General features: G+C 56.3%; 12 protein-coding genes. 1 reads left to right on the plus strand and 11 read right to left on the minus strand.

Features of this window, described 5'->3' with window-relative positions; translation table 11 throughout:
- Positions 1-436: 436 nt before the first annotated feature.
- The 3 genes from AAAH10_RS00015 to rlmD all read right to left on the minus strand — a co-directional run bounded on the left by AAAH10_RS00015 (position 437) and on the right by rlmD (position 3640).
- Positions 437-817: a hypothetical protein gene (locus AAAH10_RS00015; RefSeq protein ID WP_343559188.1), complete on the minus strand. Its 381-nt coding sequence runs from the start codon at positions 815-817 to the stop codon at positions 437-439.
- 262 nt (positions 818-1079) lie between these two features.
- Positions 1080-2054, minus strand: coding sequence for a ferrochelatase (gene hemH, locus AAAH10_RS00020; RefSeq protein WP_343559191.1), 975 nt, complete (start codon positions 2052-2054; stop codon positions 1080-1082).
- Between the two features lie 227 nt (positions 2055-2281).
- Positions 2282-3640 (minus strand): 23S rRNA (uracil(1939)-C(5))-methyltransferase RlmD, encoded by a 1359-nt coding sequence (gene rlmD, locus AAAH10_RS00025; RefSeq protein ID WP_343559195.1) that lies wholly within the window; start codon positions 3638-3640, stop codon positions 2282-2284.
- Between the two features lie 243 nt (positions 3641-3883).
- On the opposite strand from rlmD, the gene AAAH10_RS00030 reads away from it, so the two are divergent.
- On the plus strand, positions 3884-5692 hold the full coding sequence (locus AAAH10_RS00030; protein WP_343559198.1) for a S49 family peptidase: 1809 nt from the start codon (positions 3884-3886) through the stop codon (positions 5690-5692).
- A 3-nt stretch (positions 5693-5695) separates the two neighbouring features.
- On the opposite strand, the gene AAAH10_RS00035 is transcribed toward AAAH10_RS00030, so the two are convergent.
- The 8 genes from AAAH10_RS00035 to AAAH10_RS00070 all read right to left on the minus strand — a co-directional run bounded on the left by AAAH10_RS00035 (position 5696) and on the right by AAAH10_RS00070 (position 14433).
- On the minus strand, positions 5696-6451 hold the full coding sequence (locus tag AAAH10_RS00035; protein WP_343559200.1) for a TlyA family RNA methyltransferase: 756 nt from the start codon (positions 6449-6451) through the stop codon (positions 5696-5698).
- Between the two features lie 3 nt (positions 6452-6454).
- Entirely contained in the window at positions 6455-7891 is a 1437-nt protein-coding gene (locus AAAH10_RS00040) for an MATE family efflux transporter (RefSeq protein ID WP_343559202.1), read from the minus strand.
- Positions 7892-8437: 546 nt separating this feature from the next.
- Positions 8438-8902, minus strand: a complete 465-nt coding sequence (locus AAAH10_RS00045; protein ID WP_343559205.1) for a methylglyoxal synthase — start codon at positions 8900-8902, stop codon at positions 8438-8440.
- Positions 8903-8985: 83 nt separating this feature from the next.
- Positions 8986-10938, minus strand: coding sequence for a 1-deoxy-D-xylulose-5-phosphate synthase (gene dxs, locus AAAH10_RS00050; RefSeq protein WP_343559208.1), 1953 nt, complete (start codon positions 10936-10938; stop codon positions 8986-8988).
- Positions 10939-11026: 88 nt separating this feature from the next.
- Positions 11027-11944 carry a polyprenyl synthetase family protein gene (locus AAAH10_RS00055; protein WP_343559210.1) on the minus strand — a complete coding sequence of 306 codons (918 nt, stop codon included), beginning with the start codon at positions 11942-11944 and terminating at the stop codon, positions 11027-11029.
- A 16-nt stretch (positions 11945-11960) separates the two neighbouring features.
- Positions 11961-12230, minus strand: a complete 270-nt coding sequence (locus AAAH10_RS00060) for an exodeoxyribonuclease VII small subunit (RefSeq protein ID WP_343559212.1) — start codon at positions 12228-12230, stop codon at positions 11961-11963.
- A 97-nt stretch (positions 12231-12327) separates the two neighbouring features.
- Positions 12328-13455: an FAD-dependent monooxygenase gene (locus AAAH10_RS00065; RefSeq protein ID WP_343559213.1), complete on the minus strand. Its 1128-nt coding sequence runs from the start codon at positions 13453-13455 to the stop codon at positions 12328-12330.
- Between the two features lie 18 nt (positions 13456-13473).
- Positions 13474-14433: a histone deacetylase family protein gene (locus AAAH10_RS00070; RefSeq protein ID WP_343559214.1), complete on the minus strand. Its 960-nt coding sequence runs from the start codon at positions 14431-14433 to the stop codon at positions 13474-13476.
- Positions 14434-14474 lie beyond the last annotated feature (41 nt).

The raw sequence follows: 14474 nt of genomic DNA on the forward strand, positions 1-14474 counted from the left end.
TGAATTTTAAGGGGCTGTTAAGAATGACGCAAAACAGGCCCCTGCTGTTTCAATCTGTCATCGGTCTTTCCGGCCCCTGCCCGACAGAACTTTCGAGACAGAGTCGCCGCTCTTTCAGACTGTATGTTTTCAGGATGCGTTTTCAGAACCCTTTCCGAAAGGTTCGGAGCCGCTTTCACGGAACCCGCCAGCAGGGAAAGACCACAAAGGAAACGCCGGTCCCGATCAGAGCCCGGCGTTGCTGTGTTTCTGTTTTTCGGATTTTGGATCCGTCATTTCTTCTGAACAGGCCGGCTTCTGCTCTTGGCTGCTCTTTCAGGGAACAGACCGGGAGCGAGGGCTTCCGAACAGACGGATCGCTCTATCAGAACCCGGAAATCCTTTCAGAACAAAAGCTTCCGGGAAAATCTCTGGAGCGCAGCCCTGAAGCCTGCTGCTATTCGAGCTTGGTGTCTCTTTGCAGGAAATTGACGCAGCCCCTGGCAGCCATCAGCTTTGCCAGTTTCTTTTCGGCCTTTGCAATGGCCTTTTCCGGCGTCGTGCTTCTGGAGGTCTGAATTCCCCTGAAGAGCTGCGGACAGGCAAAATCACAGGCGCTCTTGTTGTCATCAATCGGTCGCGGCGTAAAAATAAACGCCACCATGCCGCGCTCCTGCGCGCGATCAAGCCCGTAGAAATAATGCCGAAGAACCCGATTGAAATCGGGCTGTCTGATTTTCTCGAGCTCACCGGGTTCAAGCAGGCTGCTTTGCGCTGCTGCACCATTGCTCTCATCTGTTGATGACAGATTCAACTCACACACACTCTGTCTAACCATGGAAAGGGTCTCTCCAAACGGCACTTCCGTGCCCTTGCAACACCCCCCGAACAGACAGGATGCATAAAAGCCCCTGCTATCCCCTGACTCTCGTTATCTTGTCGTTCCACACACAATCGGGTGAAACCGCCTGTCTGGTCTGCAGACCTGAAGAACAGACTGCCTTGATCCAGCTTCTCAATCTTGGGCTGCTTTCATACAACCGTATTTCATTATAAGAAATTATCGCGAAAGCACAACCATCATTTGAGAAGAAAAAAGATTACAACCAGCCGGACAGCTCGCTCTTCACAATGTTGAAGATCATCCGCATGGACTCCTCGCTGTCATTCAGACAGGGGACGTAGGTGAAAACCTCGCCGCCGTTTTCCATAAAGGTTTCGCGGATGCCGATATTGATCTCTTCCAGTGTCTCGACACAGTCCGCAGAAAAACCGGGCGTCAGGAGCATGATCCGCCTGGTGCCCTGCTGCGCAAGCTCCTCGACCGTTGGCTCGCAATAGGGTTGCAGCCATTCCTTCGGGCCAAAGCGGGACTGGAACACCAGTCTGAGCTGTTGCTCATCCAGCCCGAGACGCTCTCTCAAAAGGCGGGTTGTCTTGGCACAATGGCAATAGTAGGGATCGCCCTTTTCCAGATTTTCCTTGGGCAGGCCGTGGAAGGACGCCAGAATAACCTCCGGCTTCTGCTCCAGCTTCTCCAGCTCCCGCTCGACAGAAACGGCGAGGGCCTCGATATAGTCCGGATGATCGTGATAGGACGGCGCACAACGCACGGCAGGCTGACGGCGCATTTCCATCAGGCCCCTGAAACACTGGTCATAGGCCGTTGCTGTTGTCGTCGCGGAATACTGCGGATAGAGCGCCATCAGAAGGATGCGGTCACAGCCCTGTTCAAACAGCTTCTCAATCCGTTCGGACGCTGCCGGATTGCCATAGCGCCAGCCCCAGTCCACCACGACATTCGGGTGTTCCTCCGCCATCATGGCGCTCAGCTTTTCGGCCTGGTCCCGGGTGATGGTGCGCAAAGGGGACTCATCCTTTTCCCTGTTCCAGATCTGCGCGTAGGCATGACCGCTCTTGGAAGGGCGCAAGGTCAGGATCACGCCCTGCAGCAGCGGTTGCCACAGCCAGGACGGTGCCTCGATCACCCGCTTGTCGCTCAGGAACTCCCCGAGATATCTTCGCATGGACCAGTAATCGGTCCCGTCAGGTGTTCCGAGATTGAGAAGCAGCACGCCGATCTTTTTTGCGGGGACTGTCGGGTGCTGATCTGGAAGGTGTAACTCTGAATGTGACATGCGAAAACTCGTACCCTGTTGCGTGTTTGTACAAACAAGGTTCCACCCGCCCCCGGAATGGAACCCTGAAAAGAGACTGAAACCTCTCCGCTCCTACGGCATTTCACCGCAAACAGATCAGCAGAGGCTTCACGAAAGATCAAATGGACCTTAGCAAGTTCCGCTTAATCTTCAAAGGCTTCCGGTCTAATAAAACGTGCGACCAATTCGACATGCCCGCTCCAGATGAACTGATCGACAGGCGTAACCCTTTCAAGCCGGTATCCCCCGTCTTCCAGAATTCTGGCATCGCGGGCAAAGGCATTGGGGTTGCAGGAAACATAGACCACCACCGGCACATCGGACACCGCCAGTTCACCGCACTGCTCCTTCGCACCGGCCCTTGGCGGATCAATGACCACAACATCCCCGCCTTCAAGGTCTTCGGCCTCAACCGGTTCGCGGGCCAGATCGCGACAGTCGGCTGTCACGCGGAACCCGGTCGAGAAACGACGGGCCGAGGACGACAGCGCAGCAACGGCACCGGGATCGCCCTCGATGGCATGCACCCGTCCGCGTTTGGAAAGCGGGAAGGTGAAGGTTCCACAGCCGCAATAGAGATCGGCAATGGTCTCTGCATCCTCCGGCAGGGCATCCAGCACCAGGGACACCAGTGCCTCCTCACCTTCCCTGGAGGGTTGAAGAAAGCTGCCGGGCTGGGGTGTGACCGGAACAGAGCCGAAGGTCAGCACCGGATTTTCCCCCACATAAAGCGGTTCCGGATCTTCCCGGCGCGCTTTGGGATCACGGCTGTTTCCGGCATCAATCCACGAAATCCGGGCCACCCTGTTCTGCTGGGCAAAGGCACTGACAGCTTCGCGCCCCTCGAGCTTGAGCGTGAACTTTCCAACCAGAAGAATATCCGCCCCGTTGTCGGACAGGTTGACCGTGATGTCGGCCTTTGCTCCGGCTCCGGACTGCCCCTGTGGAGCCAGCAGGACCGTCAGGAGATCACGCAAGGGGGCAACCAGCTCCATCAACTCCGGTGCGAGCAGGTGACACTGTCTGATATCAACCAGATCATGACTTTCGCGCCCGTGGAACCCCAGTCTGGCTCTTTTGCCCCTGAACTCGGCCGCAAAAACAGCGCGGCGCCGGGTCTGCGCCGGAATTTCAACCAGCGCTCCGACCAGCTCCTCGGCCTCAAAGCCCTTGCGGGACAGGGACTGGACGACCAGATCACGTTTCCATTTGCGATAGAATTCCGGCTTGGCATGCTGGAGGGTACAGCCTCCGCAAGGCCCGAAATGCTCACAGACAGGATCCTGCCGGTCCGGGCTTTCTTCCAGAAGCTCGAGTACATCCGCCTTCAGGCCGACATTGCGGGTTCCCTTGACCTTTCCGCGCAGACGCTCGCCGGGCAGGGTCATCGCAGTAAAGAGCGGCTGACCGTCGTAGCTGCTGACACCGTCACCGCGGGCACCAAGGCTTTCAATGACGTATTCGATCTGTTTGCCCCCACCGGGGCGTGCTTTTCTGCGCATGAAAAAAACCTGACGTAAATTTTGCACTCCCTTGTATCAATCGGGAGCCTTGAATTTCTGCGGCACTCTACCAGCTTTTAACGGAACTGCAATTGCCGAGACCTGCTCTCTTCATCATGAAGCCTTTTCACGATCACATTTCCTTTGTAGCATCGACCCATGCCATTTGAATATTCACAGGTTCCTCCGCAGGAACGTCCCGCTCCGCCCTCTGCTTCCCCGGAAAGATCAGAGAATTTCCTCATGAAGATTATCAAAAAGCTCTTTCGCCTTTTTTCCTGGCTCCTGATGGCTGCCGGCGCCCTGACTGCTGTTGTTATTGCAGGACTGTGGATTGCAGCCAACAACATCGGGGAACTTGAAAGCTACCAGTATCAGCAGGAACTGTCCGAGCGGATGATCCTGAGCCTCGACCTTTCCTATGATCTTGCAGGCGGGCAGTCTGCCCTTCCCATACTGGATTCCTCTTCCGTATCGCTTTCCTCACTGATTGACGGCCTGCACAGGGCCTCCAAGGACGACCGCGTTGAAGGGCTGGTTGTTCGCGCCGGTATCGGCGGACTGACCATGGTTCAGGTTCAGGAACTGCGCGCAGCCATCAAGGCCTTCCGCGACAGTGGCAAGAAAACCTTCGCCTTCGCAGAAAGCTATGGCGAGGGTGGAAACGGAACGCTGCACTATTATCTGGCCAGCGCTGCAGAGGAACTCTGGCTCCAGCCTTCGGGTGACCTTGATGTCACGGGCTACAGCATTCAGACACCCTATGCCCGCAATGCTCTGGAAAACCTGGGTATCTCTCCGCAGTTTGCCCAGAGAAAAGAGTTCAAGGGCGTTCTCCAGAGCTTCTCCGAAAGTCGCATTCCGGCTCCGATTGAGCAGAACATGCAGACCCTGCTGGACTCGCTGCTCAGCCAGACCGTAAGCGATATTGCCGGCAGCAGAGACCGGAGCCCTGAAGACATCAGGGCCGCCGTCGACAATGCTCCCTTTGGGGCGGCTGACGCACAAACCGCCGGGCTGATTGACACGCTCGGCTACTGGGACGAGATGATGGAGCAGCGGATTGACCCGCTTGACGCAGACACCCTGCCCCTGTCCATTTATGCACTGGCCCACCCGCACAAAAGCATTGCGGAACAGGGCAACGCTCCGCGTATTGCCGTGATCAATGCCCTGGGTGAAATCCACATCGGAGACAGCCAGTACGATGCCTTTGGCAGCAGTGAATCCATCGGCTCCTCGACCTTTGCCTCTGCCATCGAAGACGCCGCTCTGGCGGATGATATTGATGCAATCCTGATCCGGATTGACAGCCCCGGCGGTTCCTACGTGGCATCAGACACCATCTGGCGTGCCATTCTTCTGGCAAAGGAAAAGGGAAAAACCGTCACCGTTTCCATGGGTGACGTTGCAGCTTCCGGCGGCTATTTCATTGCGGCTGCGGCCGATACCATCTACGCCAATCCCGGCACCATCACAGGCTCCATCGGGGTTGCCGGTGGCAAGATTGCCCTGCGGGAACTCTGGGAAGAACTGGAAATCAACTGGTCCGAGATCAAGGCCGGCAAAAACGCCGATCTCTATTCCATGAACCAGCCCTTTGATCAGGATGGATGGAACCGTTTGAACCGGTCACTTGATCGTATCTACGCCGACTTTACCTCCAAGGTCGCCTCCGGGCGGGATCTCTCCTCCAGCGATGTCGAACGCGCAGCCAAGGGACAGGTCTGGACAGGTGTTATGGCTCAGGAACTCGGTCTGGTTGACGAGCTTGGCGGCTTCCGTGCCGCGCTCAACGGCACGCTGGAAGACCTCGGCTCAGGCATTGAGCAACCGCATGAGCTGGTTGCCTTTCCAGAGCCTGTCGATCCCATTGAAGCCTTTCTGGAGCAGTTGTCGTCCGGTTCCGGCATCGTGCGCAGCAGTCTGGAAACCCTGAACAGGCTCCAGACAACCCTGGCACCGCTGGAACCTGTTGCCCGCAGCCTTTCCAGAGCCGGGGAGCCCCAACAGCGGCTCCATGCCCCGATCAAGCCGATCGGCGCTCAATAACGGTTATTTGCAGGCCCAGATGAGGAACTCGCGGTTCCCGTCCGGGCCTGTAATGGGGCTCTCGCGCAGCCCTCTCACACTCCAGCCCTGCTCTTGTACAAGCCAGCGTTTTATATCCTCGCAGCAGGCTGCATGAAGGGCGGAATCACGGACAATTCCACCCTTGCCAACCCTGTCCCTGCCGACCTCGAACTGGGGTTTGATCAGAGCCAGCAAGGCCCCGCCTTCCCGGACCAGTTCAAGGGCCTTTGGCAGAACAAGCTTCAGACTGATGAAACTGGCATCACAAACCACCAGATCCAGTTCAGGCAATCGGGCTTCGGGAAAATCTTCCGCACAGAGATGGCGTGCGTTGGTCTGTTCCATCACCACAACACGCCCGTCCTCTCTCAGTCGTCCGGCAAGCTGATCACGCCCCACATCAACCGCAAAGACCCGACGGGCACCGTGATGCAACAGGACATCCGTAAAACCGCCTGTCGAGGACCCAACATCCATGCAGACAAGGTCAGACACTTCGCAATCGAAAGCATCGAGGGCTCCGACGAGCTTCAAGCCTCCGCGACTGACCCAGGGATGATCCTCCCTGGTCAGCTGCAGTGCAGCATCTTCTGCGACCTTGCTTGACGGCTTGCTCAAAACCTGCCCGTCCAGCATCACCGCGCCGCTTTCAATCAGGCTTTGCGCCCGCGCCCGGCTCTCGCACAGCCCCTGCAGAACCAGAACCTGATCCAGCCGCTTTTTCGCCGCTTCCGACATGACCTAGTAGCATTCCTTCAAAAGTCCGACCTGTTCCCTTCTGATAAAGCGGATCAGAAGGATAACAGCCACGACAGCCAGACCGGCCGCCATGCCCATCCAGATGCCGCGTCCATCCAGATCAAAAACAAAAGCCATCAGATATCCAAAGGGTGCGCCGACCCCCCAATAGCCGATAATGCCGGCCCACATGGGAAAGCTGGTATCCTTGAGGCCACGCAGCACACCACCCGCAACAACCTGGAGCCCGTCAACCAGCTGGAAGACCGCAGCCACCTGAAGGAAGGTGATCGCAAGACGAATGGGTTCCCTGTTAATTTCAAGATTCCCATCCAGAAAGGCAGAAATGAAAACCTCCGGGATGACTGCAAACAGCCCGGCTGTGATGCACATGAAGCCAACCCCGAAGCCGATGGACACCCAGCCAGCTTTCCGGACATTTTCACGCGATTGCTGCCCGGCCGCCAGACCGACGCGAACTGTTGCAGCCTGGGAAAGCCCAAGCGGCACCATGAACGCAACAGCAATACACTGCAGGGCCACCGAATGAGCCGCCAGTGTATCTGTTCCGAGCCAGCCCATCATGATCGAAACACCACCAAACAGGGAGGATTCAGCAAAGATCATCGCTCCGATCGGCGTTCCAACGCGGAAGATCTCCCGCAGGCGTTCGAAATCCGCCTTCCACAGACGCACCAGAAGATAGTAACGCTTGTAATGACGGTGCCAGAGAACATAGGCCAGAAGACACAGGAACATAAAGGCGTTCACCACAGACGTGCTGATCCCCGCCCCCATAAGTTCCAGCCGGGGAAACCCGAAGTTTCCGAACATCAGCGCATAGTTGCCAACAAAATTCACACCGACCCCGGCAATGGTCACCCAGAGGAAGAGTCTGGTATCGGCATGCGCTGCCAGAAAGAACCGCAAGACCATCGCCAGCATCGCCGGGAAAAAGCCCCACACGGCATAAAGCATGTAGATGCCACCACGCGCGGCAACCAGTGGCTCCTGCCCGAACAGCAACAGGAGCCGTTCCCCGTTCAGCAAAATCACGGTCAGGCCGGAGAACAGAATCAGTGAGGCCCAGAATCCCTGTCGGGCACAGCGGCGCACCGACTTGATATCACGACGTCCCCTGGCCTGCGCAATGATCGGAGACACAGCATTCAAAACGCCGCCAAAGCCCAGAAAAAAGGTAAAGCCGAGGCTGGTTGCAATGGCTCCTGCAGCCAGTTTCTCCGGACCGAGCCAGCCCATCATGATGACATCTGTCACCCCCAGCGCCATCATGGCAAGCTGGGCAGCGACCATTGGCCAGGCCAACACCAGTGTCTCACGCATCTCTTCCGTCCAGGAGAGATCCGGCACACGCGGTTTTTGCGGTTCATGATGGGGCTGCCTGTCGTTATGCACGACGGCAGTCTGTTCGATAGTCATTTCATCAGCTTTCAGAAAAATGCGAGTTCTGCTGTCCTCTTCTGCGATGGAGAACTAAAACAGAGCCGATAATACAGGAACCCGAATGCAACCCAACTGCCGTTTTCAACAAAAGTCTGCGACCAGAAATCTCAAGCCCGGGCTTCCGGGAACTTGAAACAATCACAAATCCGGGTTTTCACAACATCAGGAATTCTTCATCTGCGTCCACAAACTTGCATATTCTCTTTTCGTAATCCCAGCGTCCACCGCGATCAAGACATTTGTCCATTTCGATATACTCACAGCCCGCCAAAAGAACACAGGAAAAAACCAAAGCCCAAACCAGCTTCATCTGTCACCCCTATAGAGTTTGGTGGCATTTCATCCGGATGATCTGGTGGGTAATCTGATCGAGAATTCTGCCCGGCCTGACACCTGCCCCTGCAAACAGCAGCGCAGAGACAGCCGCCAACCGGCAATGCGCGCAGTTCCTCCTGCAAGAAACGTCAAACCTGCGAACAGCCTACCGAATTTCACACACAAGTAAATGTTGTTTTTCGACGTTCAGAGTTCGCGATGGCGATAGTCTTCAAACTGTGTCTCCCGATGGCGCTTGGAACGCATCTCCCGATAGTTTTCAAGCAGCGGGCTTTTGATCATCAGGGATGCGGAGGCTTCATTGCAGGCCAGCGGAACATCATAGAGAACGGCCAGACGGATCAGCGCCTTGACGTCCACGTCGTGCGGTTGAGGTGTCATGGGATCCTGAAAGAAGACCAGGGCATCGACATCATAGCCGGCAATCATGGCGCCAACCTGCTGATCACCGCCAAGAGGACCACTCTTGAGCCCTTCTATTGTGATCCCGGGAAGAGCCTCCTGCAAAACCCTGGCCGTTGTTCCGGTCGCATAGATCTGCGCATCGGTCAGAACAGCCTGATGGCGCTCCATCCATGCTCTGAGCACAGGTTTCATGCGATCATGCGCAACAACAGCCATTGTAAAGGGTTTGTCGTCTTTGCCCGTCATGTCCTGAACCTTTCATTTGTCTTTGCTTTCAACAGCATAAAGCCTGAAAAACAAAAGGCAAAGGAAAGTCTGATGACAGTCTGTCAGGATTTCGCCTGCTTGCTTTCAGAGGAAAGCTCACTTGCAGAGCCCGGCCCCAGCGCCTTCAGTGCCGTCTGGAAAATACCCTCGGCATCCAGACCGGCCTGGGTCATCTGCGCAGCAGGACTGTCGTGGTCAATAAGTTCGTCCGGCAGGTGAACAGGACGGAAAACCAGTCCCTTGTCAAAAACACCTTCCTTCGCGAGCAGCCCCATGACCAGCGCAGAAAAACCGCCGCTTGATCCCTCTTCAACAGTCAGCAGAACATCATGTTCCCGGGCCAGATTCAAAATCATGGCTTCATCAAGCGGCTTGGCAAAACGCGCATCCGCAACTGTTGTCGAGAAACCGCGCGCATCAAGCTGTGCAGCCGCGGCAAGACTGTCTTCAAGACGGGTCCCCAGCGAGAGGATCGCAACCTTGCTGCCCTGCCTGACAATCCGGCCCCTGCCGATTTCCAGAACGGTACCCCGGTCCGGCAGTTCCATTGCACCTGTCGCTTCCCCGCGCGGGAAACGGATGGCAGAGGGACGGTCATTGATCGTTGCCGAAGTCGCAACCATGTCCATCAGTTCCTTCTCGTCAGAAGGAGCCATCAGAACAATGCCCGGCAGGCAACCAAGATAGGCAAGGTCAAAGGATCCCTGGTGCGTGATGCCGTCAGCCCCGACCAGACCGGCGCGATCAAGGATCAGGCGCACAGGCAGTTTCTGAACCACGACATCGTGAACAACCTGGTCAAAGGCGCGTTGCATGAAGGTGGAATAGATTGCCACATAGGGCTTGATACCGTCACAGGCCAGACCGGCCCCGAAAGTCACAGCGTGCTGTTCCGCGATTCCAACGTCATAGGTCCGCTCGGGGAATTCCTCTTCAAAAAGATTCACACCTGTGCCGGACGGCATGGCTGCAGTGATGGCCGCAATGGTTTCGTCTTCGCGTGCTTCGGCAATCAGCGCCTTTGCAAAGACGTTCTGGTAAAGCGGAGCCTTGGGCTTGGATTTCTGCTGCTTTCCGGAAATCACATCAAACTTGCTGACGCCGTGATACTTGTCTGCGGACTGTTCTGCAGGCTCGTAGCCCTTGCCTTTCTGGGTGACGACATGGATCAGAACAGGTCCGTCGTAATCCTGATCCCGGGCATTCTTCAGAACCGGAAGCAAATGGTTCAGATCGTGTCCGTCCACAGGGCCGATATAGAAGAAACCGAGCTCTTCAAAAAGTGTTCCGCCTGTCAGCATGCCACGTGCATATTCCTCGGCACGCTTGGCGGCACGTTCCAGACGGTCCGGAAGGTGGCTGACCAGTTCCTTGGCTGCATTGCGCACAGAGATGTAGGGCTTGGCGGAAATCAGACGGGACAGATAGGCACTCATGGCCCCCACAGGCGGTGCGATGGACATGTCATTGTCATTCAGAATGACAATCAGACGGGAGTTCATCGCCCCGGCATTGTTCATGGCCTCGTAGACCATGCCTGCTGTCATGGCCCCGTCACCGATCACACAGACGACGTTGTTATCCTCGCCCTTGAGATCGCGTGCAACCGAAAAACCCAGCCCTGCAGAAATGGATGTGGAACTGTGTCCTGCACCGAAAGGATCATATTCACTTTCGTAGCGCGCCGTAAAGCCGGACAGACCGCCACCCTGTCGAATAGTGCCCATGGCGTCCCTGCGACCAGTCAGGATCTTGTGCGGATAACACTGGTGGCCAACATCCCAGATCAGTTTGTCACCGGGTGTGTTAAAAACGTGGTGAATACCGACAGTCAGTTCAACAACCCCCAGACCGGCACCCAGATGCCCGCCTGTCTTGGACACGGAATTGACCATGTCCAGACGCACTTCCTCAGCAACCTGCTGAAGCTGGCTCTCATCAAGTTTGCGCAGGTCTTCCGGCGACTGAATCTCGTCCAGCAAAGGGGTCTGGCGGTTATGTCCAAACTGACTCACAAGTCTCACTCCATTCCGGCTTAACACCCGGTTCTGTACGACAGGGCCCGGGCGTTCCGTTCAGACAGGTTCTTCCTTCAGATAGAACCTATGAGCGTCTTTTCAAAACAAAATCTGCTACATCCCGCAGGGTTTGCGCCTTTGCACCGAAAAGATCAAGGGAAGATTTCGCCTCTTCCACGAGATCAGCAGCTTTCTGGCGCGCCTGATCGCGTCCGAGCAGACCAACAAACGTGGCTTTGCCCATATGATCATCAACCCCTGTCGGTTTTCCGGCTTCTTCCGGCGAAAGATCACCATCCAGCAGATCATCAACAACCTGAAATGCCAGACCGATGCAATCCGCATAGCGACGCAGGGCTCGTCTTTCCTCGGCTGTGGCCCGCCCCAGTATAGCACCGGCTTCACAGGAAAAGGCAATCAGGGCACCGGTTTTAAGTGCCTGCAGATGCGTGATCCCGTCAAGTCCGAGCTCTGAACGGATGTCGGACAGGTCAATCATCTGCCCTCCCACCATGCCGAGAGCTCCTGCTCCTCTCGAAAGTGCAGCGACAAGTTCAATCCGGACAGCCGGATCGGGATGCGTTTCCTCTCTGGCAAGAACAGCAAAGGCTTCAGTCAAAAGCCCGTCACCTGCCAGAATGGCTGTTGCATCATCCCAGACCTTGTGAACCGTCGGTTTTCCCCGGCGCAGATCACTGTCATCCATGGCAGGCAGGTCATCATGCACCAGAGAATAGCTGTGCAGCATCTCCAGAGCCGTCGCACAGGGCAGGGCCTGTTCATAGCCGACCCCGAAAAGTGCTGCTGTCTCAAGCACCAGAAAAGGACGCAGTCTTTTCCCCCCTGCCAGAACAGCATGGCGCATGGAGCCATACAATTCGTTCAGGGCATTTCTGGAATCCCGGCATCCCATGCGGTCAGCTTCTGCATCATATTGCAGAGACTCTTCCAGTGCCTTTTCCACAGCAGCGACATGCTGTTGCAATCTGTCCTCGAAACTCACGATCTGTACCTCTGGCCTATTCTGAATCGAAAGGAGTCACGCCAACGTCCTGCTGCCCGTCGGCAGAGGTTTTCAAAGTGATCTTTTCGATTTTTGCCTGGGCATCACGGAGTTTTTCCTCGCAGTGCGCTTTCAGTGCAGCGCCGCGCTCATAGGCATCAATCGCTTCATCCAGCTTGCCTTCACCCTGCTCAAGACGACTGACAATCGTACGCAATTCGGCCAGAGCCTCCTCAAAACTCATATTTTGAACATCAGGGCGTTGAGAAGCTGCAGTCTCTGTCATTCCGTGTCTTCCTGTCGTCTTTCAGCGCTGGAACGCTTTGTCAAATTCCGGCCTGCACCTTAGCCTGCCTGATCAGACTGCACAAGCTCCAGAAACCCTATTCCGGGCGGCCTGCAAAGTTTCCATCAATCAGCGGACGCCAGCCTGAAGCCAGAATGCGGGACCCCAGCAACCTTAACAGCGCGTTTCTGCAGAAAACAGCGACAGGACTGTCAAGTCTGGCCAGCCCCATTCTCCTGAAGGACTGCCCTTGCACCCAGTGCGCTTCCGGTTTGCGCCTGCGTTCGAAACGGGCCAGCGCAACAGAAATTTCTCCATCCTCATCAAGCGCAGCAGCCAGCTCAATTGCGTCCTTCATGGACTGGGCTGCGCCCTGCGCGAGGGTCGGCAGGGTTCCATGCGCGGCATCTCCGATCAGCACAACCCTGCCCCGGCTCCACTGCTGCATCTCCATCTGCTGCAGGGTGCCTTCATGGAGATTGTGCGGATCAAGGTCCCTTGTCAGTCGCGCGACAAGGCCGGGTTCAAACTGTTCCAGAAGCTTCTTCATTGCTGCAACAGACAGCTCCCTGAACTGTTCCTCCGGATCGTGGACAGAAACAAAAACATAGGTTTTTCCACCCTCCAGAGGCATTGCCAGCAGAACAACACCGCGTCCCATAACAAACCGCGGATAAGCCATCACATCAGCATCATCGGCAATCCAGCGCCAGCAGCGAAAACCTGTTTCCTGTGGTTTGCAAGCCTCTCCAAAGAGGCTTCGTCTCACCCGGGAACCGATCCCGTCCGCTCCAATGACCAGATCAAAGTTCTCCTGCGTGCCATCAGACAAAATGACATGCCCCTCAGCAGAAACACTCTTCACAGCAACACCCGTCCGTGCTGAAGACAGATCCGCCCTGTCCAGCAGGATCCGATGGAAGGACTGTCGCGAAAGAGCCCTGAAACGAGGCCAGCCCTGCGCTGCAACATTCAGGGAAAAAAGCGCCTTCCCGTCCGCGCGGCAGTAGCACAGTTGCTCAAACGAAGCCGATTGCCTTTCAACGGCTTCCAGCACCCCCAGATGCTTCAGCAGCGGTTCGCTGTTGCCCGGCAAATGCAAACCGGCACCGAAAGTCTGCCAGTTTTCTGACCTTTCGATCAAAGACACCTGATGCCCCTGCTGTTGCAAGGCAATGGTCGCACTCAGGCCTGCGATCCCCCCACCGCATACAAGAATTTTCATCTTTTCCCCCACGATTGTTCAAACCCCATGTTCTGACAGCGCACGAAGGTGCGCTTCAACAGATCCCCTGAGCGCGGCCAGATCATAGCCTCCCTCCAGAACGGAGATCAAACGCCCCTCACACAGCCTTTCAGCTTCCTCAACAAGCCGCCTTGTCACCCAGGAAAAATCTTCTTCCAGCAGATTGCAACCCGCCAGAGGATCATCGCGATGCGCATCAAAGCCGGCCGAGACAATCAGCAGATCGGGGGCAAAGGCATTGAGCCCGGGCAAAATCCTGTCTTCAATGGCCTCCCTGAAAACATGACCGTCTGCACCACCGGGCAAGGGTGCATTGCAAATGGTACCGAACTGCCCCCGTTCCGTTGCTGCACCGGACCCGGGATAGAGGGGCATCTGGTGTGTCGATCCGTAAAAGCAGTTTTCTTCCGACCAGAAAATATCCTGTGTCCCGTTGCCGTGGTGAACATCAAAATCGATAACAGCAACACGCCTGATACCATGGCTTTCGCCCCACTTGTCCTGTGCATGAAAGGCAGCAATGGCCGGGTTACAGAACAGGCAAAATCCCATGGCCCTGTCCCGTTCGGCATGGTGCCCCGGCGGACGGGACGCCACAAAGGCGTTTTTCAGCTCCCCCGTAACCACAGCATCAACCGCAGAGCAGATTGCACCGGCGCCACGGCGCGCAATGTCCAGCGAAGGCGGTGACAGAATGGTGTCACCGTCAAGCTGGACAAGCCCTCCAGTATCCTGCGCCTTGCTCCCGGCTGCCTTGAGATAGGCCAGATAGTCCGGTGAATGAGCCCGTCCGATTGCATGCCAGTCCAACGGCAAGCACTCAAACCGGGGCAAGGCCGCAAAATCCGGGTGGGAAAGAGCCTCCCGCACGGCCTGATCTCTCAGCGGCTGTTCCGGGTGCCCCGGACCGGTATCATGATCAAAGAAGGAACTGTCGTGATAAAGTCCGGTGGTCATGCCTTGCTCCTTGCACTTCAAACAATCCGGTCAGCTTAATT

It is taken from the genome of Carbonatibacter coralli, assembly GCF_039592655.1.
Taxonomy (GTDB): Bacteria; Pseudomonadota; Alphaproteobacteria; order Kiloniellales; family Kiloniellaceae; genus Carbonatibacter; species Carbonatibacter coralli.

Coding starts and splice junctions, on each gene's coding strand:
- AAAH10_RS00045 (WP_343559205.1), bottom strand. CDS start 8,902: ATGACGGGCAAAGACGACAAACCCTTTACAATGGCTGTTGTTGCGCAT.
- rlmD (WP_343559195.1), bottom strand. CDS start 3,640: ATGCGCAGAAAAGCACGCCCCGGTGGGGGCAAACAGATCGAATACGTC.
- AAAH10_RS00015 (WP_343559188.1), bottom strand. CDS start 817: ATGGTTAGACAGAGTGTGTGTGAGTTGAATCTGTCATCAACAGATGAG.
- AAAH10_RS00070 (WP_343559214.1), bottom strand. CDS start 14,433: ATGACCACCGGACTTTATCACGACAGTTCCTTCTTTGATCATGATACC.
- AAAH10_RS00035 (WP_343559200.1), bottom strand. CDS start 6,451: ATGTCGGAAGCGGCGAAAAAGCGGCTGGATCAGGTTCTGGTTCTGCAG.
- AAAH10_RS00030 (WP_343559198.1), top strand. CDS start 3,884: ATGAAGATTATCAAAAAGCTCTTTCGCCTTTTTTCCTGGCTCCTGATG.
- AAAH10_RS00065 (WP_343559213.1), bottom strand. CDS start 13,455: ATGAAAATTCTTGTATGCGGTGGGGGGATCGCAGGCCTGAGTGCGACC.
- AAAH10_RS00040 (WP_343559202.1), bottom strand. CDS start 7,891: ATGACTATCGAACAGACTGCCGTCGTGCATAACGACAGGCAGCCCCAT.
- AAAH10_RS00060 (WP_343559212.1), bottom strand. CDS start 12,230: ATGACAGAGACTGCAGCTTCTCAACGCCCTGATGTTCAAAATATGAGT.